This is a genomic window from Granulicella mallensis, assembly GCF_014203225.1.
Taxonomy (GTDB): domain Bacteria; phylum Acidobacteriota; class Terriglobia; order Terriglobales; family Acidobacteriaceae; genus Granulicella; species Granulicella mallensis_A.
The window spans coordinates 228940-253602 of sequence record NZ_JACHIO010000009.1; the positions used below are offsets into that span (position 1 = coordinate 228940).

The window sequence follows — 24663 nt, forward strand, 5'->3', positions numbered from 1 at the left end:
GGTTCGATTTAGAAGGCCAGGCGAAGTGCTAGCTGTACCTGGCGCGAGGGAAAGACGCTGGAGCTGCCACTGAAGGTGCCGAAGCTCGCGTTGGGGCTCAAGCTGCCTGTAGCACCCACAGTGCCGATGTTGGTGGTCGGGCTAATGAAGTTCGTTGCATTCAGAAGGTTGAAAGCCTCCACACGGAATTCGAGTGTTTGCCGGTCCGAGTGCAGCGAGAACTTCTTGTGAGCCGCAAGATCCAACTGGCCGAAGGCCGGTCCACGAAGATCATTGCGTCCCGCATTGCCAAAGAGCTGAGCCCCGGCTGGAGCCGATACGGCCGCGGGATTGAGGTACCCGCCGAGAGCGCTGGCGGATTTGACTAACTTACTTCCGTAGACAGCTCGGGTCGTACCAATCAGGTTCGGACGCAGCGAGTAGACAGAACTGGTAGTCGAAACCACCTGATTTGTATTAGCCGTGTACGTCAGGTTGATTGGCACACCGCTGGTGACAATATTGATGCCCGTCAACTGCCAGCCGCCCAGTATCTGCTGCTGCCAGCCCGGTGCACTTTGCCCCCAATGACGCCCATGTCCGAAAGGCAGATCGGCAATGATCGAGGTCGTATCATTCAACGGCTGGTTGTAGCCTGAAGGACCGCGATCCCCTGCAGGATTAGCAATGTTGACTACCGCTCCATCGCCGTTATTCGCCTCGAGATCGGCCGAGGAGTTATTGATTCCGCGCGACCACGTAAACGAATTGATAAGGAACAGACCATTTTCAAAGCGGCGCTCAAGCTTGGTCTGCAGTGAGTTATAGCTGAGGAAGCCGGCATTGCTCTCCGTCAGAATATCGGTGAAGTTTTTGATCGGCCTGCGATTGAGCAATGACGCACTACCCGTTGCAGAGCAGCTGCCGCTGGTAATTTCAGCAGCCGTGCAAAGCCGTGCCTGATTGGTGTCCTCAAGAGCGGCGATGTGGACCGCGTGATTCCCAACATAAGAGATCTCAAGAGTTGTCTTCAGCGGCAACTGCTGTTGGACCGAGAAGTGGAAGGCCTGCACATAACCATTCTTGAAGTCCTTCGGCTGATAGCGAGTTTGTGCCCTGGTTGTCGTGAAGTTAGTCGGCCCTGCGAAATTAGTCTGGTATCCGTCCTGAGTGCGCCGGAAACAGGTCGTAGGATCCTGGGTGAGCGAGGTACAGATGCCCTGACTGGGCGTCTGGTTGACCGGCAGCGTTGCCGAGTAGTTATTCGGACCGTTATAGGCGATCAACCCCTCTCCACCGAAGCGGAACAGATAGGCATAGCCAATGCCGTAGCCACCACGGATCACGGTTCCGGGCTGTGCCTGGTAAGCGAAGCCTAAACGTGGGCCGAAGTCCTTATAGTCCGGGTTGACCAGCGCGCGATCGGCCAGCGAACTACCGCCAACGTAGTGAAGCTTGTAGACGTGGCCAGGAGCTGTGCTATTCACATCCGTACCGGTACCGGCGTGCAATAGCTGCTGGTTGACGGGATCGAAGTTGAGGATATTGTTGTTCTGCTCGTAGTTCGGCGAGACAAACTCATAGCGCAGACCAATGTTGATGGTGAGATTGGGCAGAAACTTCCAATCATCCTGGACATAGCCCATGTGCCAGTAGCGAAGATAGTTCACTTCGTTGACAGCATTCAGCGAATAATTATTTCGTGCGCCGAAGAGAAAATCGCTCAGATTTGCCGCCTGCGACGTGGTCGCAGAACCAGTTGAACTGTATTGGCCGGCATAGGAGTCCGAACCGAATTTAGGGTGAAAGTCTGAGATGGCCTGCGACAGCCAGCCATACTCATAGCCGACCTTGAGGCTATGCTTGCCCTTGATCCAGGTGTAGTTCACCTTAGGGTTGGCCTGCGTAGGATTCGTAAACTGGGGACTCGTCCCCTGCTCTCCGAACTGTGTATAGCCCGTGACTGTCTGCGTATTGAGGCCGCCGGTATAGGCCGGGTCCTGGGGAACGTTGGGAATGCCCGCAAGCAGGTTCGGCTGTCCAAGATAAACCGGCTGCTTGCCGCTCGCCGTCCATGTCTCTCCAAAACGCAGTTCCAGAATGGAGTTCTGCGAGAGAGTCCAGTTATACCCCGCAGCCAGTTGGCGTGTGCGTGCGTAGAGCGTTCCGCTGCTGTTTCCACCTGCTGCGCCGGGGAACGGCGGCGGCTGGAAGGTCTGATCAGCACGTTGGCTGTAACGGAAGAAACCGCTCTGGGTGGGACTCAGGACAAAGTCAGCGCGTGCATCTCCCTTGTCATCTCTCGTCGTTGTCGCCGGCAGGTACTGGAAGTTGTTCGCTGTCAGAGCCGCACCGGGAATATTAGGGGTTGGCAATAACTTGAATACAGTCAGGGCAACGGGATCGATATTGGGGTCCGTAAGCAGCACCTGTCCGTTCACATAGACCTTTCCGGTGTAAGGATTTTTTACCGGGACAGGGGTGCCTGTCGGCGTTCCATCCGAAGTAAATAATCCCCCGAGTTCTGTCTGGGTAGGCAGTATCGCCGTAGTCAGCAGGTGAGATACGGAACGGAGACCCTCGTAGTCAACGAAGAAGAAGAGCTTGTCTTTAAAGATCGGGCCGCCCAAGGTTCCGCCAAACTGGTTCTGCACCAGGGTGGGCTTAACGCCCGTCCCATAGAAGGGACCAAAGGCATTGAGGACGGTATTGCGCAGATAGTCGTAGGCTCCGCCGTGAAAGCTATTCGAGCCGCTCCGGGTTGTAGCATTGATGATGGCGCCGCCAGCCCGGCCATACTCGGCAGAGTAGTTATCGGTCTGGACCTTGAACTCTTGAATCGCATCCGGAGACGGAATCATGGCTTGGTTAGAGAAGCCCTGGTTGGCCTCCTGGTAGGCATTGTTGTCGATACCATCAAGCTCGAAGTTGTTGGACTGCGAAGTAAGTCCATTGACGTTGTACGAAGCATCACGCGGGGGATTAGCGACGACAGTGCCATCCAAAGATTTACTGACACCCGGCACGAGCACGGATAGATCAGCGTAGGCCCGGCCATTCAAAGGCAGTGTGACGGCCTCGGCACCCTGCACTGTCTCGCCACGGTCACTGCTGTCAGTCTCAAGCAGGCTGGCCGCACCCGAGACTGTAACGCTCTGGGTATCCGCCCCGAGTTTCAGTGCGAGGTCCACGCGTTGCCTTGCGCCCACATTCACCGTAAAAGGATCGGTGATCGACTTCTCAAAACCGGCAACCGTAACCGTCAGGGTATATTCCCCTGGCTGGACGTTCGTAAACTCATAGTCTCCGTGTCCGTCTGTCTGCCGCGTGGCAGTGATTCCCTTTCCTCTGTTGGTTAGTACAACGGAAGCAGTAGGAACGGAAGCTCCACTGGGGTCCTTGATCGTGCCCAGTACGCTGGCCGAATCAAATTGACCCCAGGCTGAAACAATCGCCAGATTGGACAAAAATAAAAGGACGAAGAGTCCCAGAATTCTGCTCATGGAAAAACTTCGATGGAAGGAGAATAAGTGGAGATGATTCTCCTCTTGCGCTCCTTTAAGGGGCACGGAACTTTGAACCATGGCTTTGACTCCTATAAGTACGGCAAATGAATTCCAGCGTGCTGCCTGGTGTGTTTCTGTTGGCAGAACTAACACCATTGCCAGAACCCACCAAAGCAATTCACTGCGACGACACCGATACACGCCACAACATCCTGTGAATCAGCATGTTACCGACCATTCTCTGTAACCGATACAGTGAATAGAGTGTTTCAAACCTGGTTTACGCTATATTCATACAGACCTGATTTACTTGATTTACTAAAGCTGAGGCACAATATGGTCTCCATCGACACGGAGGAGATAGCTCCTACTGGTTACGCGATAACCCATAGCCGGCGAGCCTTGGTAAGTCGCGTGATTAGCTCTTCCATATTTGCCAAGAGCGAACGGCTTTCGAGTTTTCTTTCCTGCGTCTGCGAACTCACTCTCAATGGCAGAGCCCATGAGATTAATGAGCAGAAGATCGGAACCCTGGTCTTTGGCCGGCCAGAAGATTACGACTCTTCTATTGATGGAATTGTGCGTACCCAGGCTAGCCGTCTGCGGCAGCGGCTTGATCTCTACTTCAATGGGGAAGGTGCGGATGAACCCGTACGCATCGTCTTACCCAGGGGAAGCTACGTCCCGCTCTTTGAGCGCAGGCTTCCCGCAGAGTCTATCCCCGATCTTCCGCCTATTCCTGCTGAAAATCCGCCGCTCTTACCTCCAACCAAGCTCGGCACAATAGAAAACGCAGGTCGCAGCGCAAGGCTCCCGTGGATACTGGTTACAATTCTCTCCATCGCGATCCTGGCCATCCTGATCAGAAACAGAGAGGTTTTATCCCGAGGGCCTGCTCCTATAGCACCACACCCACTCTGGAGCCTTCTCTTCCTCCCGGATCAAAGCACCATTGTCGTGCCGGGCGATAGTGCCCTGGTGATCTGGCAGGGGCTGATGAAGAAAAATGTAGGGCTGGCCGACTATCTCAGCGGAAATTATCGCAAGACAAGATCCGAAACAGATACCACAGTCAGCCAGGCCTCTGCCGTAGAGCTAGGCAGCCGGCGTTATACTTCGATCGTTGATCTGGACATTGCCAGAGCTCTCTCCCACTTTGGAGACCTCCGGAAAAGTTCCGTTGAACTACGATATGCGCGCGATGTCAGGCCAAATGATCTAAAGCAAGGCAACGTTGTGCTCATCGGCGCCCCAGAGGCAAATCCTTGGGTTGAGCTATTTGAGCCCAACATGAATTTTGTCTTTTCGAATGAACGAAGCCGCGAGATCTATTCCGTGCTCAATCGGAAGCCTGTTGGAACTGAGGCTGCAAAATGGGATTCCCAATATAACGATCCCCTGCACCGCGTCTACGGAGTTGTGGCCTTCCTGCCTAACCTGAGCGGCAAGGGCAATGTACTCATCCTGGAAGGAACCTCGATGGCCGGCACCGAGTGCGCCTGGGACTTCGTTGCTGACGATTCAGTGTTATTGCCGTTTCTTAATCAGATCAAGCGCGCCAACGGGACCATCCCCTATTTCCAGATCGTGCTGGCTACCAGCAATATGAATGGCAGTTCGGTCAAGAGCAACATCCTGGCCTGGCGCGTCACGAACTAACGCAAGTGCAAGCCTCTTTGACAGGTTGCGAAGCTTCAAGAGTGGTCAGGTATCTGCGCAGCCGATTCATTCAGTTCGAGCGCCTCAAACGCATCGGACAAGGCATCTCTTTACACTCGCAGCCAAGGATGAGTAGAGTCAGAGTTTCGGCAAAGGCTTAACTTCGCTTCGGCTGTCCACTTCCGCCGAGCCGTGCGACAAACTTCTATAATAAGTCGTCTAACAGGAAGAACCAGGAAAACTTCATGCAAGTGATTTCCAAGCGTTTTGGCGTGATTGGCGGGTTTGCGTTGATGTTGCTCCTGCTGGCCATCAACACCGTCACGACGAGGCATCAGCTGGCGATCCAACTCGACTCCCAGGCGTGGGTGGCACACTCACGGATGGTACTCCTCGAGCTGGCCAAAACGGAATCGCTGCTGAAGGATGCAGAGACAGGACAACGCGGCTTCCTCTACACAGGAGACCCCAAGTACCTTGCCCCGTATCAATCAGCCATTCACGAAATCAATTCACACATCGACAGGTTGTCACAACTGACGGCGGACAACCCGCAGCAGCAGGCTAGAGTCACGACGTTACGCCAGCTCTCCAATGCGAAGCTAAACGAACTCGCCCAGACGATCGCCCTTTACAGAGCAGATAAAACTGACGCGGCTAAAGCGCTCGTACTATCCGACGCAGGACTCCGAAGTATGGATCAAATTCGGAGTTTGATTGGTGAGATGGGACGAGAAGAAGACTCCCTCCACACCACTCGTGCTGCGTCCTATCGAAAGAGCGTCCAGGGGACGATCTTTTCGATCTACCTGGCGAGTGCTGTTGCTGGGCTTGGCCTGATCTTCCTTGCTTATTACATCCTTCGCGAAATGGATCTTCGGCAAAAACATGCCCGGCAGCTCCTTGACCGTGAGGAGTGGTTCCGAGTGACGCTCACCAGCCTCGGCGATGCCGTGATTGCAACCGACGAGCTCGGCAGCGTTACCTATCTTAACCCTCTGGCGGAGCAACTCATGGGGACCACCATGCCAGAGGTTGTTGGACGCACCATTGAGGATGTCTTCCCCATCTTCAACGAGATGACCCATGCTCCAGTAGAGAACCCCGTAACGAGGGTCATGGAACTCGGACGCATCGTAGGCCTGGCCAACCATACCGTCCTTCAGCATACTGACGGCTCGTTGATTCCTATCGAAGACAGCGCCTCTCCCATACGGGATCGCCACGATCAGTTGATCGGCGTTGTCCTGGTCTTTCGCGATGCCACGCAGGAACGCAAGACGCAGGAACTATTGCGCGAGACTGAAAAGCTGACCGCCACCGCGCGTCTGTCAGCTACCGTTGCTCACGAGATCAATAATCCGCTGGAAGCTATCGGAAACCTGATCTACCTCGCCAAGGGCACTCCGGGCATTCCCGTTGACGCCGCCGAACATTTGGAGACGGCAGAGCAGGAGCTTGAGCGTGTGTCTCACATTACCAAACAGACGCTCGGGTTTTATCGTGAATCCAAGGTGCCGGAGCGTATCGACCTTCCGTCGCTGATCGAATACGTACTCAAGCTCTGCGCCAATAAGCTCAGGGCCAAGAACATCACGGTCCTGCGCGAGTATGAGGAATGCCCACACGTCCCAGGCATCTCCGGCGAACTGAAGCAGGCCATCTCCAACCTCATCTCCAACGCCGCGGATGCCGTAAACGAAGACGGAACGATCTGGATCAGATTGGCCTGTGTGGAAGACACCGGCAGCAGCTTCGTTCGAGTGGAGATTGAAGATGATGGTCCGGGAATCTCACCCGAACACATCGATCGAATCTTCGAGCCCTTCTATACGACCAAGAAGGATGTCGGCACAGGCCTCGGATTATGGGTCACAAAAGAGATCGTGGACAGACACGGGGGAATGATTCACATTCACCCTCAGAGCAAGGATGGCGCACGTGGCGCTGCCTTTAAGGTCTCTCTCCCTTGCCCGCCAAGCGAACCAGCAACGCAGAAACCAGGAATGGAAGCTTCCCACCCGTAGCATGAGTGAGGCTATCGGCATCCTTTTGCGGCAGCCTAAAATGTGCTTATGGATTCAAGTCCCTTCTCCCCTTACGGAGAGCTAGCTCACCAGCTGCTACCGTCATTCCAGTCTGCAGGCGATGGAGCCCATGACGTCTCTCACCTTGAAAGGGTATGGCGTAATGCCAGGGCAATCCACGCTGAAGAAGGCGGAGACCTGGAACTGCTGGCAGCCTCTGTCCTGCTGCATGATTGCGTTCAGGTTCCAAAGAACTCTCCCCTTCGAGACACCGCATCCAGGCTGGCGGCCGACGAGGCGCGAAAGCTGCTCCAAATCCTGGGATGGGAAAAGCCTCGCATCGAGACAGTCGCAGGTGCCATAGAAAGCCACAGCTACTCTGCCGGAATCACACCGGCATCTCTCGAAGGTCGCATTCTGCAGGATGCAGATCGGCTGGATGCCATCGGCATGACCGGAATTGCTCGCTGCTTCTATACGGCAGGCCGCATGGGCTCCAGCCTTTACTCCCCAATCGATCCCCGGGGCGACACGCGTCCGCTAGATGATCGTCAGTTCGCACTCGATCACTTTCCCAGGAAACTACTGAAGCTGGTGGACGGCTTTCAAACGGCAACGGGCCGGCATCTTGCCCGGCAACGGCAGCGCGCCTTGCAGGAGTTCTATGAAGGCATGCTCGCAGAGATTGGCTCCTGATGAGGGTTTAGTCTATCATCTTTATCAGCAAACGTTTGCTAAACCAACACTGAATTTCAGGCATTCTCGATCAAAAAACCAATACTCGCCAACCGGATGACTAAGGGTTTTTCATTTTGTAGCAGCTAACGGCCCCCTCATAAGGGAGCCCGCTCATGAAGCTATGCCCACACTTCTTCCTACCTTCGAAGCTGCATTGCCCTGTCTCACGCCAATGCATATTTTGCGGTAGAAAACCGGGAGCGCTTCCGCAATCCATCAGTGAACGAAGGATTTTAGCGGGGCTTTCGCTTGTGCCCGCACCGCGAAACGAAATCCTTGACAAACGACATCGCGCAGGAGTATCCCTTTTCACGAAACTACTTCATAGATTGTTTTGACATCTGAGTAAACGTTTTCCAGTCAAGACAAAGTCGATTTGAATTCTGGAGGCAACTTTGAGGCTACCGAGAGAACTTAAGATCTGGCATTTCTGCGTAGGGCTACTGGTCGGCTTAGCCCTTACATCAACCGCCGCAGCTCAATTGGACCAGGGTGCGCTTACCGGCGTGGTGAAAGATTCCTCAGGAGCCGTCGTGCCTCATGCATCGGTCACCCTGACTGAAACCGACACCAACTTCGCCGTGAAGACACAAAGCAATGGCAACGGCGTTTACGTCTTCGACCCCATCAAGATCGGCCATTATTCCATCACAGCTACCGCACCCGGGTTCAAGAACACGGACTTGTCCGGGATTGAAGTGCATGTCAATCAGCGCCTGGAAGAGGATGTACAGCTTCAGGTAGGCGGTGCAAATAGTAAGCGCAGCGTCTACTCCCCTTCTGCAGACCCAGGAATCCAGCGTTAGCCAGGTGATGAGCCAGCAACAGATCAACGACATCCCGCTCAATCAGCGCAACTACGTCTTCCTTGCCCAACTCTCTACCGGAGTTACCCCCACCAATGGGGGACGAGGTGCGGGAAATGGTGATTTCAACGCCAACGGTGAACGCGAAGTTATAGGCTCCCTTTCCAAACTCCGGCTGATAGACGGAGTAGCGAATGTTCTGGAAGATCGACGTCGAACAGACGTTCCCCCAACCTTCGTGCCTCTTGAACAATTGCCCCTCCGACGGTATCAAGCTGGAAACGGGACCACCAACCACAGGGCTGGCTCTACCCACACTTGTGGGCTGGGATCATGACATCAAGACCACCTACAGCATGCAGCAAAACCTGAGTCTCCAATACGCGATCACGAACAATACGAGTGCAACGATTGCGTATGTGGGTACGGAATCACGGCATCTGGGCGTTGTAGTATTTCCCAACGGCTCGGCTGCGCTTCTTCCTCCTGGAATAAGTGGTGTTCCGTATGAACCATTCCCCGCAATCGGCAGCATCCACCAACTTACGTTTGGGGCAGAGGCCAGCTATAACTCCATGCAGGTTAAGCTCGAGCGCCATCTCAGTAACGGCTTGAGCTTTGTCGGATCGTATACATGGTCCCATAATCTCGATGACTCCAGAGAGCCGCTTCCAGACAGCTCCGATGGAGGCAATCGCTCCTATAATATCCTGGGCCTTGCACCGGATTACGGAAACTCGCCCTTTGATGTCCGGCAGCGTTTTACCTTCACCGGCACCTACCAGCTACCCTTCGGACGAGGCAGAAAGTATCTGAACCGCAACAGACTGGAAAACATCGTGCTGGGCGGTTGGGATACGACCCTCCTCTTCCTCTCACAAACCGGTACGCCCTTTACCGTTGCGTCCAACACGCCGACAGTCAATGGAGCAGGGGCGTTCCCTTACCTGATAGCCGATCCCTTCAAAGGTGGGGGTACACCACCTGCGAGCAACCCAACCATTACTTGCCCCGCAAAGGTGCGGACTTTGACGAACTGGTATAACCCCTGCGCCTTTGCAGATCCGGCCCTCCCCACCGTCATTACCGCCCCCGTAACGGGCGCCGGCAATATTCTGCAGTACCTCGGCAGTCCACGGTCGCAGATCTCCGGCCCTGGATATGAACGAGTCAATATGACCTTCACGAAGTCTTTCCCCACCATCAAGGATCAGTACCTACAATTTCGTGCGGATGTCTTCAACCTTCTCAACACCCCCTCATGGGGCGCACCCTCCAACCAAAGTACCGGGGTACAGGGTGGTCTGATTACAGGTCCGGCGTTCTTCGGGAACTACACCCCGGACGCCCGGTTCTTCCAGCTAGCAGCGAAGTATTACTTTTGAAGTAATCTTATTCCCGACCGCTCAAGAGCTTCTTTAAGCTCTTGAGCGGTTTCCTTCACATCTAGAGAGGAAAACATGTCCAGAAGCTTCCGAGCAGGCTCGCTTGTCCTAGCCGCGATCGCATTCACAGCCGCAGGTACAGCCCAGAGCCCCAAGGCGACACTTAATATTCAACTTGATAAGCCACTCCACGCAGTAAGCCCAACGCTCTATGGGCTCATGACGGAAGAGATCAACTACTCATACGATGGTGGGTTGTATGGGGAGCTGGTGCGCAACCGGACGTTTCATGATCACGACTGGTCAGGGACAGCGCGCTGGGACCTGGCACATACAGGCGACGCAGAGGTCACCATGGCCATCGACGACACCGAGGGCCCCAGTGAAGCACTGAGCAGAAGCTTGTTGCTGGACATCAAGCAGGCCGACCCTTCCAACGAGGCAGGTGTACGCAACGAAGGCTACTGGGGCATGGCCGTTCGGCCGGACACCACCTACAAAGGATCCTTCTATGCCAAAGGAGAGACCGGCGATATGGGACCGGTCCATGTCGCGCTGGTAAACGATAACTCAGGCGCCGCACTGGCAAGCGCTACCAGCGAACCGCTAACGACTGGCTGGCACAAGTACGAATTCACCCTCAAGACAGGCAAGGTTGAGACTTCCTCAGAAAACCATCTTCAGCTCACACTAGGTCATACCGGCAAAGTATGGCTGTCGCTAGTCTCGCTATTTCCTCCCACCTATAAGAACCGCGAAAACGGCAACCGCATCGACATCATGGAAAAGCTGGCGGCGATGCACCCGCAGTTCCTGCGTCTGCCTGGCGGCAACTACCTGGAAGGCGACACGATCGAAGAGCGCTTCGACTGGAAGGCTACCCTTGGCCCCCTGGTAGATCGCCCAACACACAGGAGCCCGTGGAACTACCAATCCTCCGACGGGTTAGGGCTACTGGAGTTTCTAGAGTGGACGGAAGATCTGAACATCAAACCAGTGTTGGCTGTGTACGCAGGCTACTCTCTGAAGGGAGCACATGTACCTCCAGGCCCCGGATTGCAGTCCTACGTGGACGATGCTCTGGATGAGATCGAATTTGTAACAGGTGATCCCAACAGCACAAAGTGGGGTGCTGTACGCGCAAAGCTTGGACATCCGGCTCCCTTTCCACTGACCTACGTAGAGATCGGCAACGAAGACTGGTTCGATCGCTCCGGCAGCTATGAGGGCCGGTATGCGCAGTTCTACAAGGCGATTAAGGCCAAGTATCCGCAGCTTCAACTCATCGCAACCGCACCCCTAAAGCGCACGAAGCCGGATGTAATCGACGATCACTACTACAAGCGGGCGGATGAGTTCTTCGATTTCGTGAAGCACTATGACGACGCTGACAGGAATGGGCCGAAGATCTTCGTAGGAGAGTGGGCAACGCGTGAAGGAAGCCCAACTACAAACTTCGGAGCCGCTCTCGGCGATGCCGCGTGGATGACAGCGATGGAGCGCAATAGCGATCTGATTGTGATGGCCTCCTATGCGCCTCTCTTCGTCAACGTGAATCCCGGAGGCATGCAGTGGGAGTCCAACCTGATCGGCTACAACGCGCTCAGCAGCTATGGAGCTCCCAGCTACTACGCACAGTCGATGTTCGCCGAATATCTCGGGACAGAGGTGCCGGTATCCACGATTGAGGGAGAGGGTCATCGCTTCTTCTACTCCGTTACACGAGACTCAGCTAAGGGTAAGGTCTACCTCAAACTCGTGAATGCGACCTCCTCACCGAAGCCGATCCAAATCAATCTGAGTGGAGCAGGCACGATATCCGCATCAGGCATGCTGATATCGCTCAGCGCGACAAATCCGGCTGAGACGAATACCATCGCTGCACCGACGAGGATCGTTCCAGAAAAGACAGGGCTGAAGAATCTAAGTTCTTCCTTCAGCCATACCGTTCCAGCCTATGCGGTACAGGTTTTGGAGCTTTCGACGAAGTAATGCTTTTTCAACCTGTTCGTGCTGGAGAGATCCAGCACGAACAGTAACTACAACTTCCGACTCAGAAATGAATCTGCAGAACCTGCATAGCCTGACGACCTAGTAACGGAGAACGCAGATGAGATACCAGATAACCGCCTTCATTTTATTTGCAGCTATCGCTGGATCAAGGGCTCTGCCTGCCCAGCAGGGAAAGAGCTCAGAGATTGGCATAGCACAAACGCCTCCCATGGGCTGGAACAGTTGGGACTCCTATGGACTCACCATCAACGAAGCTCAGTTTCGCTCCAATGTGCAGGTTCAAACAGCAAAGCTGAAGGCCTTTGGATGGAATTATTCGGTCATCGACGAAGGATGGTTTCTTCGCAATCCGCAGGACCGCCCGCATCCGGAACTACTTCAGTTTGAACTCGATGCTTTTGGACGGTACATCCCCGTACCCGCGCGATTCCCTTCCGCCCTGGATCCCCAGGGACGGAATGAAGGTTTCGCTGCAATGGGCCGCTGGGTACACGCACAGGGATTGAAGTTCGGCATTCATATCGTGCGCGGCATTCCACGGGAGAGCGTCCGGCAGAACCTGCCGGTGGAAGGCTCTGTGTTTCATGCGATCGATGTTGCCGACCAGACCGATGCTTGTCCCTGGGATCCGACCAACTGGGGCATAAAGGACAATGCAGCCGGGCAGGCCTGGTACGACTCTTTACTGCATCAATACGCTGCATGGGGTGTCGATTTTCTGAAGGTCGATTGCATCGCGGACCACCCTTACAGGATCAGCGAGATTCGCCAGATACAACTCGCGATCGAACACAGTGGCCGGCCAATCCTCCTCAGCCTGTCTCCGGGACCGACGGATCTAAGCCATGCAGCAGAGATTGGTTCGCTGGCCCAGATGTGGCGGATCTCCAATGACATCTGGGATGTGTGGAAGAGCGACAGACCCTTTCCACGCACGGTAGACAGCCAGTTCGCGCTGGCTGCGGCGTGGGCTCCCTATGCGCAGCCGGGAAACTGGCCGGATGCCGACATGCTTCCTTTCGGCGAGTTGCGCCCCAAGCCGGACGTAGGGCCGGGACCACGTAAGACCAGGCTGACGATCGATGAGCAGCAGACGATGCTAACTCTCTGGGCCATGGCACGCAGTCCGCTCATGCTTGGAGCTAACCTGACGATGCTCGATGCCGAGACGCTTCAACTCGTTACAAATCGTGACGTTCTTCAGATCGATCAAAAGGCACTTACGAGCCGCGAGATTCTTCAAGAGGGCAACATGGTCGCGTGGACGGCAGATCTCGGCAATAGAGAACATGTTCTGGCTATCTTCAACCGAGGCGATGTCCCTCTCCATGTAACGAAAGACCTGGCCAGCTTCGGGCTTGTCGTACGGACATGGAAGGCACGTGACGTATGGCAGCGAAAGACGGTGACACCTATCCATTCCGTGGACCAGATGATCGCTCCTCACGGATGTGTGCTCCTGATGCTGCAGCCATAAGAGTGTTACCGTCCCAATTTGCAACGGAGAGTTTGATTGCCTGACAGAAAAATACGAGCGATCGTCGCAGCACTGGGTCTTGCGCTTGGAGCCGGGAGTGTTGCGGCACAGTTACCAGGGGTGAAAGAGCCTGCTCTTCCTCGCGAGAGACTTGCAGGAGAGAACTTCGGCAACGATGCTCCTTGGTTTCTGCAGAACATTCCCTTTCTCGAGATCGACGATCCTGCGATTCAGCAGATCTACTACTATCGCTGGAAACTCTTTCGATCTCACGTCCGGGAGATCGGCGTGCAAGGCACAACGGTGCTGGAGTTTCTGGACGATGTTCCCTGGGCGCGGCATCCCTACACGGACCTGAACGACTCCGCATCTTTCCATCTCATGGAAGGACGTTGGCTGCGCGATCCTACGATTGTCGATACCCTGATCGATCATCTGTACAGCGGTGGCGGCAACGACCGCCACTTTTCAGAGTCCATTGCAGCAGCGACGGAGAGCACCACCTTCGTGACCGGTGATCCCGCACCCGCGCTGCGGCATCTCGACACCATGCAGTACATCTACAACGAGTGGGACGATCACTTCGACCGGGCACGCAATCTGTACTGGATCGAACCTCTGCTGGATGCGACGGAGTACACGATCTCCTCCATCGAAGCCTCGGGTGCGGGCTTCACCGAGAAACCCAGTACCGATCAGAACCATAATGGATTTACCGCAGGCTTTGCCTTTCGGCCGTCGATCAATAGCTATCAGTATGCCAATGCTCTGGCTATCGCGAGACTCGCTGCCCTGGCCGGAAGGCATGACATCTCCGCAGACTACACGCAACGCGCGGAGAAGATTCAAACCGCGGTACTCGATCAGCTTTGGAATACGCAACTCCAGCACTTCACCGATCGATACCAGAGATCGACGCCCACTGTCAGCGCTGGAGAGTTTATTCGTGGGCGAGAGCTTGTCGGCTATGTCCCGTGGCTCTACGAGCTGCCTCCAAAGGACGTATCCGGCACAGGAAAATACGTAGTCGCATGGCAGCACGCGCTCGCTTCCAATGAGCTTGGAGGACCGCACGGGCTTCGTACCGTCGAGCCGAGTTATCCCCGTTAACTTGCGCAATATCGATACGATCAGGCCACAGGCCAGCCGGAGTGCCAATGGAATGGACCTTCGTGGCCCTTCCAGACCTCGCAGGCACTCACGGCGCTCGCCAATCTTCTGGACGACTATCAGCAGTCAAGCATCACCAAAGCTGATTATCTGCGGCTCCTGCGGCAGTACACGCAGCAGCATTTCATATCTCCGGGACACCCGGATATTCAGGAAGACTACAACCCGGATACGGGTGCGCCTATCGTAGGATTACATCGTTCGCATCATTACAATCATTCGACCTACGTCGATCTGATTCTGAGTGGGCTGATAGGTATTCGCCCGCGTGCGGATAACACGCTTGAGATCGCCCCTCTACTCCCTACCGAAAACACTCCGGGAGCGCGGCCGATACGTTACTTTGGCCTGCAGCACCTCGCGTACCACGGCCATGATGTGGGTATCTTCTATGACCTTGACGGCCACCACTATGGGATCGGGGTGGGGCTTTCTGTCTATGTAGATGGCAAACGCAGCTATGGTCCGAAACCGCTTGCGCCCGTGAAGATCACAATTCCACCTGCCAGGCTAAAAGCCTCAGCCCTTTCACCGCGGGTGGATCTTCTCGTCAACCCTGGCGTTCCCGATGGACCGATCGCAACGGCCTCTTCAAGCATCACGCCGGCTGCTATAGAACAGGCCATCGATGGCAGACTATGGTTCTTTCCGGAAAACCCGAACGGCTGGACGCCTGCACCGGAGAATACTGGACAGTCTAGCTGGTACTCCATCGATCTTCGGCAGAACCGAACTATCGACTTAGTAAAACTATATTTCTTCTCGGATGGCAAGCAGTATCAAGTCCCGTCTGAATTTCAATTGCAGACTCTCACGCCAGGCGGTTGGCAGGATATTCAAGAGCAACAGCATTCCCCGCAGCAGCCGATCGCCAATGGGGAGAATGACATTACATTCCCGGCCATCACAACACAGAACTTGCGCGTTGTGATCAGCAATCCAAGTGCTCCCGCAACATTCCGCCTCATCGAGATAGAGGGGTTTGCTCCCTAAGCCAATCGCGGGCACACAGAAAGACGATAACGATGGCTCTCTTAGCGCAGTTTCTATACAGGTGTAGAGGGTGCTTTTCAAACTCACCACAAAACTGTCATCTCGACCGAAGGCGGCGTTCTTTGCCGCCGCAGTGGAGAGACCTGCAGCTTGCTCGTGCAGGCGATATTGCCTCCATGGGCAAACTGCAGGTCTCTCCACTGCGCATGACATAAAGCCGTCATGCTACGGTCGAGATGACAAGGTATGGGTAGCTTTGGGAAACAATCTCTACACTTACAGGGAAACCGCTTTAGCGCTGGACACCAAAGGTAAACACCGTTTCAGAGTGCATCGTCTGACCTGGCTTCAGCAGCGTCGAAGGAAACTTCGGCTCATTGGGTGAGTTGGGAAAGTGTTGCGTCTCCAGGCAGAAGCCGGCATGCTTCGAATAAGCTACGCCAAACTTTCCGGTCTTTGTTCCATCCAGAAAGTTGCCTGAGTAAAACTGCACTCCTGGCTCGGTAGTCCTGATCGTGAGGGTACGTCCGCTGGATGGATCATACGCATGCGCTGCAAGATGTAATTCGCCAATCTTGCCATTCAAGACGAAGTTGTGGTCGTAGCCGCCTGCCCGCTTCAGTTGCTCATTCGTCTCATCAATGCGGCGGCCAATGGCCGTTGCTGTGCGAAAGTCGAAGGGCGTCGGCGCTACCGGAGCCAGCTCGGAGGTAGGAATCAGTCCCGCATCGACAGGTGTATAACGATCGGCAGGGATCGTCAGGACCTCATCGAGGATGGTTCCCTTTCCATCGCCAGCCAGATTGAAGTAACTGTGATTCGTAAGGTTCAACACAGTCGGCTTCGTTGTCGTGGCACTGTAGTCGATGTGCAGAGACTCTCCCTCAACGGTATAGCGCACGTGAGCCGTAAGCGTGCCAGGAAAGCCCATATCGCCATCAGGACTGACCAGCGTCATCTCTACGCCATTGGGGATTTCCTGCCCTGTCCACACCTTGTGGTCGAAGCCGATGGGCCCACCGTGCAACGCATTGGCTTTATCGTTCAAAGGAGCATGGAATGTTTGGCCGTCGATCGTAAACGTCCCCTTCGCAATGCGGTTGCCATAACGTCCGACGATAGCGCCGAAGTAAGTGCTCTTGTCCGCCTCATACTGAGATACCTTGTCGTAACCCAGAACAACATCGGCCTTCTTCCCACTACGATCCGGAGCTTCGATGCTGACGACGCGCGCGCCGAAGGTCGTGATGCGCACTGTAAGGTCACGATCGCTGAGCGTGAAGATATCGACCGGCTTGCCGTCCGCAGTCTTGCCCCAGCTTGTCTTGTTCACTCCAGCGTGCGCAATGGAACCTGCCAACAGAACTGCTGTGCCTATGAGTACCGTGCTCTTCAAATGCATTCGCAACCTCCCTAAGATCAAGCCTTCCCTTCAAAGATCTACGAAGGGTTTCCCTGTCCATACGTCGCATCTTTTCCGTGTTTACGAAAGTAATGACGATCCAGCAACGCCTGCGAAACCTCTTCGGCATTCGCCTTGAGGCCTATTGTGCGATAGGCCATGCGCGCCACAGCCTCCAGCACCACGGCATTATGCGCAGCATCATGCGCTGTCTTTCCCCAGACAAACGGAGCATGCCCTGCAACCAGGCAAGCAGGCACGGCCAGATGGTCGACCGGCGATGAACCATCCAAGCCCCGAAAACGGGCCACAATCGCCAGCCCCGTTTCATGCACATAACGCCCGCCAATCGCGGCGTCCGACAGTGGCGCGGTAACTGGAACGGGGCCGTAGAAATAATCGGCATGGGTCGTGCCGAACGCCGGAACCGGCAAGCCGGCTTGCGCAAAGCTCGTAGCAAACTCCGAGTGCGTATGCACCACGGCACCAATCTGCTCGAACTCCCGATAGAGTAACGTATGTGTGTCGAGGTCCGACGAGGGACGTAGCGTCCCCTCGACGATCTTGCCGTGAAGATCCGTAACGACCATGTGTTCCGGCTTCAGTACGTCGTAGTCAACACCCGAAGGCTTGATCACAACCAGCCCCTGCTCACGATCCACGCCGGAGGCATTGCCGAAGGTGTACAGCACAAGGCCACGCCGCACCAGCTCCAGGTTTGCTTCCAGCACCTCTTCCCGCAATTGCTTCAGTAACATCGTCTCTCTCCCGTTTTCCAACTAGCTTATCGAAGCTGGCGGCGAAGCTCGCGAAGGCGCGTCTCCGCATCGATCACAATAAGCTCAACACCTGCTATCTCAGCAAAGTCTTCCATGTGCTCCATCGTCAAGGCCTGGCTGAAACCTGTGTGATGAGCTCCGCCCGCATAGATCCAGGCTGCGGCAGCAACCTTCAGATTGGGTTTCGGCAGCCATACCGCACGCGCCACCGGTAGATTTGGTAGCGACTGCTCCGGTTGAATGACATCGACTTCATTCACGATGAGACGGAAGCGGTCTCCCAGATCGATTAACGAAGCAACAACAGCTGGGCCGCTCCGAGAGGTGAAGACCAATCTCACAGGATCAGCCTTTCCGCCAATGCCGAGAGGATGGACTTCGAGCGAAGGCTTCTCCTCCGCAATCGACGGGCAGACCTCAAGCATGTGCGAACCGAGAATCTTCGGCGTTCCGCTGAAGTCGTAGGTGTAGTCCTCCATGAAGGAGGTTCCACCCGGCAGTCCCTGTGCCATCACCTTCATCGTACGAACCAGCGCCGCCGTCTTCCAATCCCCTTCACCACCAAACCCATAGCCATCGGCCATCAGGCGCTGCACAGCAATCCCGGGGAGCTGTCCGAGCCCATGCAGGTCCTGGAAGTTGTCTGTGAAGGCACCAAAGCCGCCCTCTTCAAGGAAGGCGCGAAGCCCCAGCTCGATCTTCGCGGCAATGTGGAGCGCTTCAGGACGATCATGCTGCTTCGCAATCGAATACTGCTCGCGGTACTCCGCAATAAGTTTGCTTACTTCAGCATCTGTTACCTGGTTGACCCGCGCGACAAGATCGCCTACACCATAGGCGCTTACGCTATATCCGAGCTGAATCTCCGCCGAAACCTTGTTGCCCTCTGTCACCGCAACATCGCGCATGTTGTCGCCGAAGCGCGCCACCTTGAGGTTCTGGGACTCATGCCAGCCCACCGCCGCACGCGTCCAGGCAGCGACCTCGGCAATCGTCTCGGGGTCTTGCCAAAAGCCCACTACCACCTTCCGCGCCAATCGCATCCGTGCCGTAATGAAGCCAAACTCTCGATCGCCATGCGCGGCCTGATTCAGGTTCATAAAATCCATGTCGATGGACGACCACGGCAGCTCGCGGTTGAACTGCGTGTGCAGATGCAGGAATGGCTTCGTAAGTGAGTTGAGGCCAGCGATCCACATCTTTGCGGGCGAGAAGGTATGCATCCAGAGCACAAGCCCGATGCAATTGTTCTGGTTATTTGCCTCACGACATAAAGCGCGAATCTGTTCCGGCGTCGTCAGCACAGGCTTGAAGACGATCTTGAAAGGAATAGAGATTTCCGCGTCCAGAAATGCAGCGATCTGCTGCGAATTTTTAGCTACCTGAGCCAGGGTTTCAGGACCGTAGAGATGCTGACTTCCGGTCACAAACCAAACTTCCAAACCTTTGAATTTTTCCATACTTCCCCCCTTTTACAATTCCCCAGTTACAACGCTCACGAAATCTTGCCTGAACGAGGCCGAAAGCGAAACGTATAAAACCCACCGAAAACAGTTAGCAGCAGTCCCCACCAGAAGGTGGGATGAAGATGATGGAGCACGGTCTGGGCCTCATGCTGTCCGAACCATGCCCACGCTCCATAAGGCAACAGCACCACGCCATACAGCAGCGTCAAACCACCGACGAAGAACCAGATCGAAAGCGACTCACCGCGTCCCGTTCCCTGAGCCATACCAGCACCTCCTCGTGTTCTCCGTTAGAAGAAGACGATGTTCAAAATAAAGAAGACAACAATGACGACAATGGCCCAGAAGATCGGCTTCTGCCACAGGGAGGTCGCACCGTCATCCGGAATCGGAGTAGCTCCATAGACCAGCCCGGCAAGCTGTTCGATAGCCACAGGCTTGGTCATATAGCTAACAACGACTGTGACCACGACACAGATGATCCAGCTCCACAACGCGCGATACAGCGTCTCGGCCATAGGCTTGGCATCTGCCGAGAGCGCGATGCGAGAGAGCGCCGCCGAGCCGCCGCGAAGCGTGTAGACCCACATGCCAATGGAGCTGGCCGTGCCTACCAGCAATCCCCAGAAGCCCCCTGCTTTCGTCGCACGCTTCCACAACATGCCCAGCACGACCGTGCCGAACAGCGGAGCGATAAAGAAGCTGAAGAGCGACTGCACGTAGTCCATGATCGAAGCGGCGTTGGCTACCAGGTAAGCCGTCGCGATCGAGACCAGCATGCCGATCACCGTCGACCACCGGCCCATTGCGACGTAGTGTTTGTCGCTTGCCTTCTTGTTAATAAACGCGCCATAGATGTCGTAGGTCCACACCGTCGAGAAGGCGCTCACGTTACCCGCCATGCCACTCATGAAGCCTGCCACCAACGCTGTAATGCCAAGCCCCAACAAGCCGGGTCCGCAGTAACGGATCAGCATCAGCGGCAGCACTTCGTTGTAGCTGTAAGGATGCGTCGCGTTCACGGCATTCTCGCCGACCAGATGCAGGATCGAGCCGTCAGGATTCTTCAAGACAGCCAGGGCCAGCAGGCCGGGCACAATCACGATGAACGGAACTGCCATCTTGAACGCCGCACCAATCACCGGGGCCAGCTTGGCGGCGCGAAGGTTGTTCGCCGAGAGCACGCGCTGGACTACCAGGAAGTCCGTGGTCCAGTAGCCGAAGCTGATTACGAAGCCCAGGCCAAAGACGATGCCCGTCCAGTGCACGCCCATCGGGTTATCGCGGAAATGACCTAAGGTCGTCCAGAGATGGGTGTAGTCGTTGGAGCCCACGTTGCGTGCAATCTGAGCCTTGAGGTTGGTCCAGCCCCCGGCTTCTACCAGGCCAAGGATCGGGATCAGCGCCGCACCGGCCCAGATCAGCACAAACTGAAGCACTTCGTTGATAATTGCGGACTTCAGGCCACCGAGCATTACATAGACTGCTACCGTGACTGCTCCTACCCAGATGGAGAAGCTGATGTTCCAGCCCAGCACGACCTTCATCACGAGAGCCATCGCGTACATGTTGACGCCGGACATCAGGATCGTCATCAGTCCGAAGCTGGCTGCGCTGAGGCCACGAGCACCTTCTCCGAAGCGTAGTTGCAGGTAGCCTGGCACAGAGTGCGTCTTTGAGATGTAGTAGAACGGCATCATCACGATGCCCAGGAACAGCATCGCTGGAATCGCGCCGATCCAGTACCAGTGCATCGCCAGCATGCCGTACTGATAGGCAGCGCCCGCCCAGCCCATCAGCTCCAGAGAACCCAGGTTAGCGGACACGAAGCTCAATCCGGCGATCCAGGCCGACATCTCGCGACCAGCAAGGAAGAACTCTTCACTCGTGTTCGTCGATCCCTTCACATAGAAACCGATGAAGATCACGACAACGAAGTACAAAACGAGGATCAGGATGTCGACCGGCGCCAGATGCGTCAGTTGGTGGGGCATCAGGAAAGCGGCCATGCCATCTACATGCGGGCTTGGGATCACGAGGCATTCTCCAGCAGTCAAGGAAACGTTTTCTTCAAACACACCCTATACGGCGCAATGATGGGCTGTCAAACAAATGCAATCGCGCGAACCGCGCCTACAAAAGAAAACAATGGTATACGTTTTCTTGAAATGATACATACCGACATAAGCAAGCATCCGGCAGAAATGAGCAAGCGGCGATTCCCCACCGTTCTACTCCTTGGGTTTCCTTACCTGGGCGGCGATTTTGCGCAACTCAGGCAGCACGTCAGCTAAAACATCTGAGGCACTTCCGCGTTGCCCGAACGCAAAGTACACCCCACGGTAGAGCCGGAACAGTTCGTTGTAGCGGGCCGTCGCACCGGGCTCCGGTTCATAGACTTTGAACGGCAGGCACATCTTTTCCTGGGCTTCTTCGATGGAGGCAAAGACTCCGGCCGCTACCAGCGCGAAGATTCCCGACCCCAGGCTGGTCGGCACTCCGTTCGGAACCAGGACAGGTTTGCCTAGTACGTCCGCGTAGACCTGATTCAGCACAGCGTTGTTCTGCGGGATGCCGCCGGCGTTGATGACACGGTTCACGGGGATGCTGTACTCCGCCATCCGCTCGAGAATGATGCGCGTATGGAAGGCTGTACCTTCAATAGCTGCAAAGAGCTCGTCCTTCGCCGTGTGAATGAGGTTCCACCCCAGCGTGATACCGCCCAGTTCAGGGTTGACGAGCACCGTGCGGTCGCCGTTGTCCCAGCTCAGCCGCAGCAGGCCCGTCTGGCCCGCCTTGTACTCTTCCAGTCCCTGGGACAGCGTGCGAACGTCTGTTCCAGCGCGCCGCGCAATCGCCTCAAAGATATCGCCGGTGGCGGAGAGGCCGGCCTCAATGCCGCTGTAGGCTGGATGAACACTTCCTGGGACCACGCCGCAGACGCCCGGGACCAGCCGTGTCTCGCGGCTCATGGCGATGATGCAGGTAGACGTACCGACTACGTTGACCACATCGCCTTCGCGGCACCCGGCGCCGATCGCATCCCAGTGCGCATCGAACGCTCCGACAGGAATGGGGATTCCGGCGCGCAGGCCCATCTGGCTGGCCCAGTACTCGCTCAAGGGTCCCGCTACGGCATCGGAGGTGCGATAGTTCCCCTCCAGCCTGGCACGAACGCCGTCAAAGAGCGGATCGAGCTTTGAAAGAAATTCCTGCGGAGGGAGACCGCCCCAACGCGGATTCCACATCCACTTGTGGCCCATGGCGCAGACACTGCGCGGCGCAAGTGCGGGATCTGTAATACCGATCAGTGTGGCTGCCACCATGTCGCAGTGCTCGAAGGCCGAGGCGAAGCGAGAACGCTTCTCAGGGTTATGGCGGAGCCAGTAGAGCAGCTTCGCAAAGCCCCATTCATGCGAGTAGACGCCGCCACACCACTCGATGGCCTCCAGATGCTCGGCGTGCGCGAGCTCTGTGATCTGCTGTGCCTCTTTGTGCGCGCGGTGGTCGCACCAGAGCAGATACTCATCCAGCGGCTGCATCTGCGCATCCACCGGGATCACGCTCGATCCCGTGGTGTCGAGCGCCAGTGCGACGACATCGTCAGCCGCAACACCCGTCTGTGCCAGCACCTCGCGCGTGGCTTGCACGAGGGCCTGCATCTGGTCGTCGTGCGATTGCGTGGCAAAGTCGGGGTCGTCCTTGTGGCGATGCAAAGGATAGCCTGCGGAGGCTGTTCCCAGCCGTCCCCGCTGGCTGTCCAGCAACGTAACGCGAACACTCAGCGTTCCAAAATCCACACCTGCGACAATCGGCATCATAACCTCTTATAAGTCGTTCCTGTAGCATCTTTATAGCAACTAGCGTAAACGTTTACCAACACTCGAACATTAGCGGCGGGTCACAGGGATGTCAACTTAATCTTAAACTCTCGTCAGAAAGTACTTACAGCCGTATGCTGTCAGTTATGCCGTTCCGGATCCTTCTCGTATGAAACGTTCTCAAAGTACCCCCAAGAGCGAAGCTGCTCGCAAAATCGACATTCGCGGTGTCGCCGCCAAGGCTCGTGTCTCCATTGCCACGGTCTCGCGCACCATCAACCATGTACCCACGGTTGACCCAGTCCTTGCAGCCCGTGTCTGGAGCGCCGTTGCGGAGCTTAACTACTTCCCCAATACGCAGGCGCGCGCGCTGGTTTCAGGCAAGAGCAAGCTGCTGGGACTGATCGTCTCGGAGATCACCAACCCCTTCTTCCCTGAACTCATCCAGGAGTTCGAGCAGGTCGCCGTGGAGCGGGGTTACGAGATCATGATCGGGTCGACGAACTACGAAAAAAAGACGATCGAGCAGTGCGCGCGACGGATGCTTGAGCGCAAGGTAGACGGCGTGGCCGTCATGACCTTCGGGATCGAGGAGGTTCTCTTCGAGCGTTTTGCCGTCGATAACATCCCGGTAGTATTCATCGATGCCGCCCCTTCACGACCGCTGAGCAGCGTACTGACAGTTGACTACCGCACCGGCATCTATGAGGGCGTACAGCATCTCGCCGTCCTCGGCCATCGCAAGATCGGCTTCATCACAGGGCCGCTTCGGCTGCGCTCGGCTGAGGCCCGCAAGGCTGCGTTTCTCGACTGCCTGCGCTCCACGGGACTCAAGGCCGACCCGGCATGGATCATTGAGGGAGATCACACGCTGGATGGCGGACGGGATGCGATGCAGAAGATCCTCGCCCTGCCACAGTGGCCGACAGCCATTATGTGTTCTAACGACATGACGGCTATCGGTGTGCAGCATGCCCTCTTCGAAGCGAAGCTGAAGGTGCCTGATGATTTTTCATTGGTTGGCTTCGACGATATTCATCTGGCCGAATATACGATTCCACCGCTTACGACGGTACGGATGTCCTGCAAAGATCTCGCGCTGAGAGCCGTCAACGATCTCTTGTCGCACTTACAGGATTCGCCGGCCAAACCAGAGGCACCCAGCAAGATTATTACGCGATTGATTGTGCGGCAGACTACTGGCTTGCCGAAGGATGCGTTAGCGGATCTTCCGGGCAAAAGTACGCGGAAGAAGAATCGCGAGTAGGAGAGGGCCAGCACAGAAATAGATAGTGTCTGGCGAACCTGAAACGACAACGAATCAGGTATTTTGCCCCCCAGAGAGATGTCATCCTTCTATGAAGAGAGGCGTAGTTGTCCAGGGGTATTTTGCGAACAGATTGCGTACAGACTTCTATTCGTGCTCATGGCACACAAGGGAG

Annotated in this window: 16 protein-coding genes and 1 pseudogene; 10 read left to right on the top strand and 7 right to left on the bottom strand. The window is 55.7% G+C overall.

Translation table 11 applies throughout. The features are described from left to right. Positions 1-8 precede the first annotated feature (8 nt). Positions 9-3482: a TonB-dependent receptor gene (locus tag HDF15_RS12400; protein WP_260331027.1), complete on the bottom strand. Its 3474-nt coding sequence runs from the start codon at positions 3480-3482 to the stop codon at positions 9-11. Between the two features lie 417 nt (positions 3483-3899). Between HDF15_RS12400 and HDF15_RS12405 the strand changes: the two genes are divergently transcribed. The 9 genes and pseudogenes from HDF15_RS12405 to HDF15_RS12445 all read left to right on the top strand — a co-directional run bounded on the left by HDF15_RS12405 (position 3900) and on the right by HDF15_RS12445 (position 15753). Then, positions 3900-5144: a hypothetical protein gene (locus HDF15_RS12405; RefSeq protein ID WP_311733091.1), complete on the top strand. Its 1245-nt coding sequence runs from the start codon at positions 3900-3902 to the stop codon at positions 5142-5144. Positions 5145-5389: 245 nt separating this feature from the next. Beyond that, the gene (locus HDF15_RS12410) at positions 5390-7171 is read left to right on the top strand and encodes a CHASE3 domain-containing protein (RefSeq protein ID WP_184255953.1); all 1782 of its coding nucleotides are present in this window, start codon (positions 5390-5392) and stop codon (positions 7169-7171) included. Between the two features lie 48 nt (positions 7172-7219). Continuing rightward, complete coding sequence (locus tag HDF15_RS12415; RefSeq protein WP_184255955.1) at positions 7220-7867, top strand: HD domain-containing protein; 648 nt, start codon at positions 7220-7222, stop codon at positions 7865-7867. Positions 7868-8304: 437 nt separating this feature from the next. Continuing rightward, positions 8305-8715, top strand: coding sequence for a carboxypeptidase-like regulatory domain-containing protein (locus tag HDF15_RS12420; RefSeq protein ID WP_184255957.1), 411 nt, complete (start codon positions 8305-8307; stop codon positions 8713-8715). A gap of 194 nt (positions 8716-8909) precedes the next feature. Then, complete coding sequence (locus tag HDF15_RS12425) at positions 8910-10100, top strand: hypothetical protein (protein WP_184255959.1); 1191 nt, start codon at positions 8910-8912, stop codon at positions 10098-10100. Positions 10101-10175: 75 nt separating this feature from the next. Then, the gene (locus HDF15_RS12430; RefSeq protein ID WP_184255961.1) at positions 10176-12092 is read left to right on the top strand and encodes an alpha-L-arabinofuranosidase C-terminal domain-containing protein; all 1917 of its coding nucleotides are present in this window, start codon (positions 10176-10178) and stop codon (positions 12090-12092) included. 118 nt (positions 12093-12210) lie between these two features. Next, positions 12211-13590 (top strand): glycoside hydrolase family 27 protein, encoded by a 1380-nt coding sequence (locus HDF15_RS12435; RefSeq protein WP_184255963.1) that lies wholly within the window; start codon positions 12211-12213, stop codon positions 13588-13590. 303 nt (positions 13591-13893) lie between these two features. After that, positions 13894-14970, top strand: a pseudogene (locus HDF15_RS12440) (MGH1-like glycoside hydrolase domain-containing protein); the annotation flags it as partial. A 168-nt stretch (positions 14971-15138) separates the two neighbouring features. After that, on the top strand, positions 15139-15753 hold the full coding sequence (locus HDF15_RS12445) for a discoidin domain-containing protein (RefSeq protein WP_184255967.1): 615 nt from the start codon (positions 15139-15141) through the stop codon (positions 15751-15753). Positions 15754-16045: 292 nt separating this feature from the next. Here HDF15_RS12445 and HDF15_RS12450 read toward each other — a convergent pair whose 3' ends face one another. From HDF15_RS12450 to HDF15_RS12475, 6 genes are all read right to left on the bottom strand, one after another. Then, positions 16046-17155, bottom strand: a complete 1110-nt coding sequence (locus HDF15_RS12450) for an aldose epimerase family protein (protein WP_184255969.1) — start codon at positions 17153-17155, stop codon at positions 16046-16048. Positions 17156-17193: 38 nt separating this feature from the next. Continuing rightward, complete coding sequence (locus HDF15_RS12455) at positions 17194-17913, bottom strand: L-ribulose-5-phosphate 4-epimerase (protein ID WP_221314400.1); 720 nt, start codon at positions 17911-17913, stop codon at positions 17194-17196. A 26-nt stretch (positions 17914-17939) separates the two neighbouring features. Next, positions 17940-19394, bottom strand: a complete 1455-nt coding sequence (araA, locus tag HDF15_RS12460) for an L-arabinose isomerase (protein WP_184255971.1) — start codon at positions 19392-19394, stop codon at positions 17940-17942. A gap of 35 nt (positions 19395-19429) precedes the next feature. Beyond that, positions 19430-19666: a hypothetical protein gene (locus HDF15_RS12465; protein ID WP_184255973.1), complete on the bottom strand. Its 237-nt coding sequence runs from the start codon at positions 19664-19666 to the stop codon at positions 19430-19432. Positions 19667-19690: 24 nt separating this feature from the next. Continuing rightward, positions 19691-21409: a sodium:solute symporter family protein gene (locus HDF15_RS12470; RefSeq protein ID WP_184256006.1), complete on the bottom strand. Its 1719-nt coding sequence runs from the start codon at positions 21407-21409 to the stop codon at positions 19691-19693. 222 nt (positions 21410-21631) lie between these two features. Beyond that, complete coding sequence (locus HDF15_RS12475) at positions 21632-23218, bottom strand: ribulokinase (protein ID WP_184256008.1); 1587 nt, start codon at positions 23216-23218, stop codon at positions 21632-21634. Positions 23219-23390: 172 nt separating this feature from the next. Here HDF15_RS12475 and HDF15_RS12480 point away from each other — a divergent pair, with 172 nt between their 5' ends. Then, a complete protein-coding gene (locus tag HDF15_RS12480) occupies positions 23391-24488 on the top strand; it encodes a LacI family DNA-binding transcriptional regulator (RefSeq protein ID WP_184255975.1) in 1098 nt (365 codons plus the stop codon). Positions 24489-24663: the final 175 nt, after the last annotated feature.

What these genes read in the sequence shown, in the direction of transcription:
- HDF15_RS12435 (WP_184255963.1), top strand. Translation starts at nt 12,211, where the DNA reads ATGAGATACCAGATAACCGCCTTCATTTTATTTGCAGCTATCGCTGGA.
- HDF15_RS12470 (WP_184256006.1), bottom strand. Translation starts at nt 21,409, where the DNA reads ATGGCCGCTTTCCTGATGCCCCACCAACTGACGCATCTGGCGCCGGTC.
- HDF15_RS12430 (WP_184255961.1), top strand. Translation starts at nt 10,176, where the DNA reads ATGTCCAGAAGCTTCCGAGCAGGCTCGCTTGTCCTAGCCGCGATCGCA.
- HDF15_RS12475 (WP_184256008.1), bottom strand. Translation starts at nt 23,218, where the DNA reads ATGCCGATTGTCGCAGGTGTGGATTTTGGAACGCTGAGTGTTCGCGTT.
- HDF15_RS12425 (WP_184255959.1), top strand. Translation starts at nt 8,910, where the DNA reads ATGTTCTGGAAGATCGACGTCGAACAGACGTTCCCCCAACCTTCGTGC.
- HDF15_RS12465 (WP_184255973.1), bottom strand. Translation starts at nt 19,666, where the DNA reads ATGGCTCAGGGAACGGGACGCGGTGAGTCGCTTTCGATCTGGTTCTTC.
- HDF15_RS12415 (WP_184255955.1), top strand. Translation starts at nt 7,220, where the DNA reads ATGGATTCAAGTCCCTTCTCCCCTTACGGAGAGCTAGCTCACCAGCTG.
- HDF15_RS12455 (WP_221314400.1), bottom strand. Translation starts at nt 17,913, where the DNA reads ATGTTACTGAAGCAATTGCGGGAAGAGGTGCTGGAAGCAAACCTGGAG.
- HDF15_RS12480 (WP_184255975.1), top strand. Translation starts at nt 23,391, where the DNA reads ATGAAACGTTCTCAAAGTACCCCCAAGAGCGAAGCTGCTCGCAAAATC.
- araA (WP_184255971.1), bottom strand. Translation starts at nt 19,394, where the DNA reads ATGGAAAAATTCAAAGGTTTGGAAGTTTGGTTTGTGACCGGAAGTCAG.
- HDF15_RS12400 (WP_260331027.1), bottom strand. Translation starts at nt 3,482, where the DNA reads ATGAGCAGAATTCTGGGACTCTTCGTCCTTTTATTTTTGTCCAATCTG.
- HDF15_RS12410 (WP_184255953.1), top strand. Translation starts at nt 5,390, where the DNA reads ATGCAAGTGATTTCCAAGCGTTTTGGCGTGATTGGCGGGTTTGCGTTG.
- HDF15_RS12450 (WP_184255969.1), bottom strand. Translation starts at nt 17,155, where the DNA reads ATGCATTTGAAGAGCACGGTACTCATAGGCACAGCAGTTCTGTTGGCA.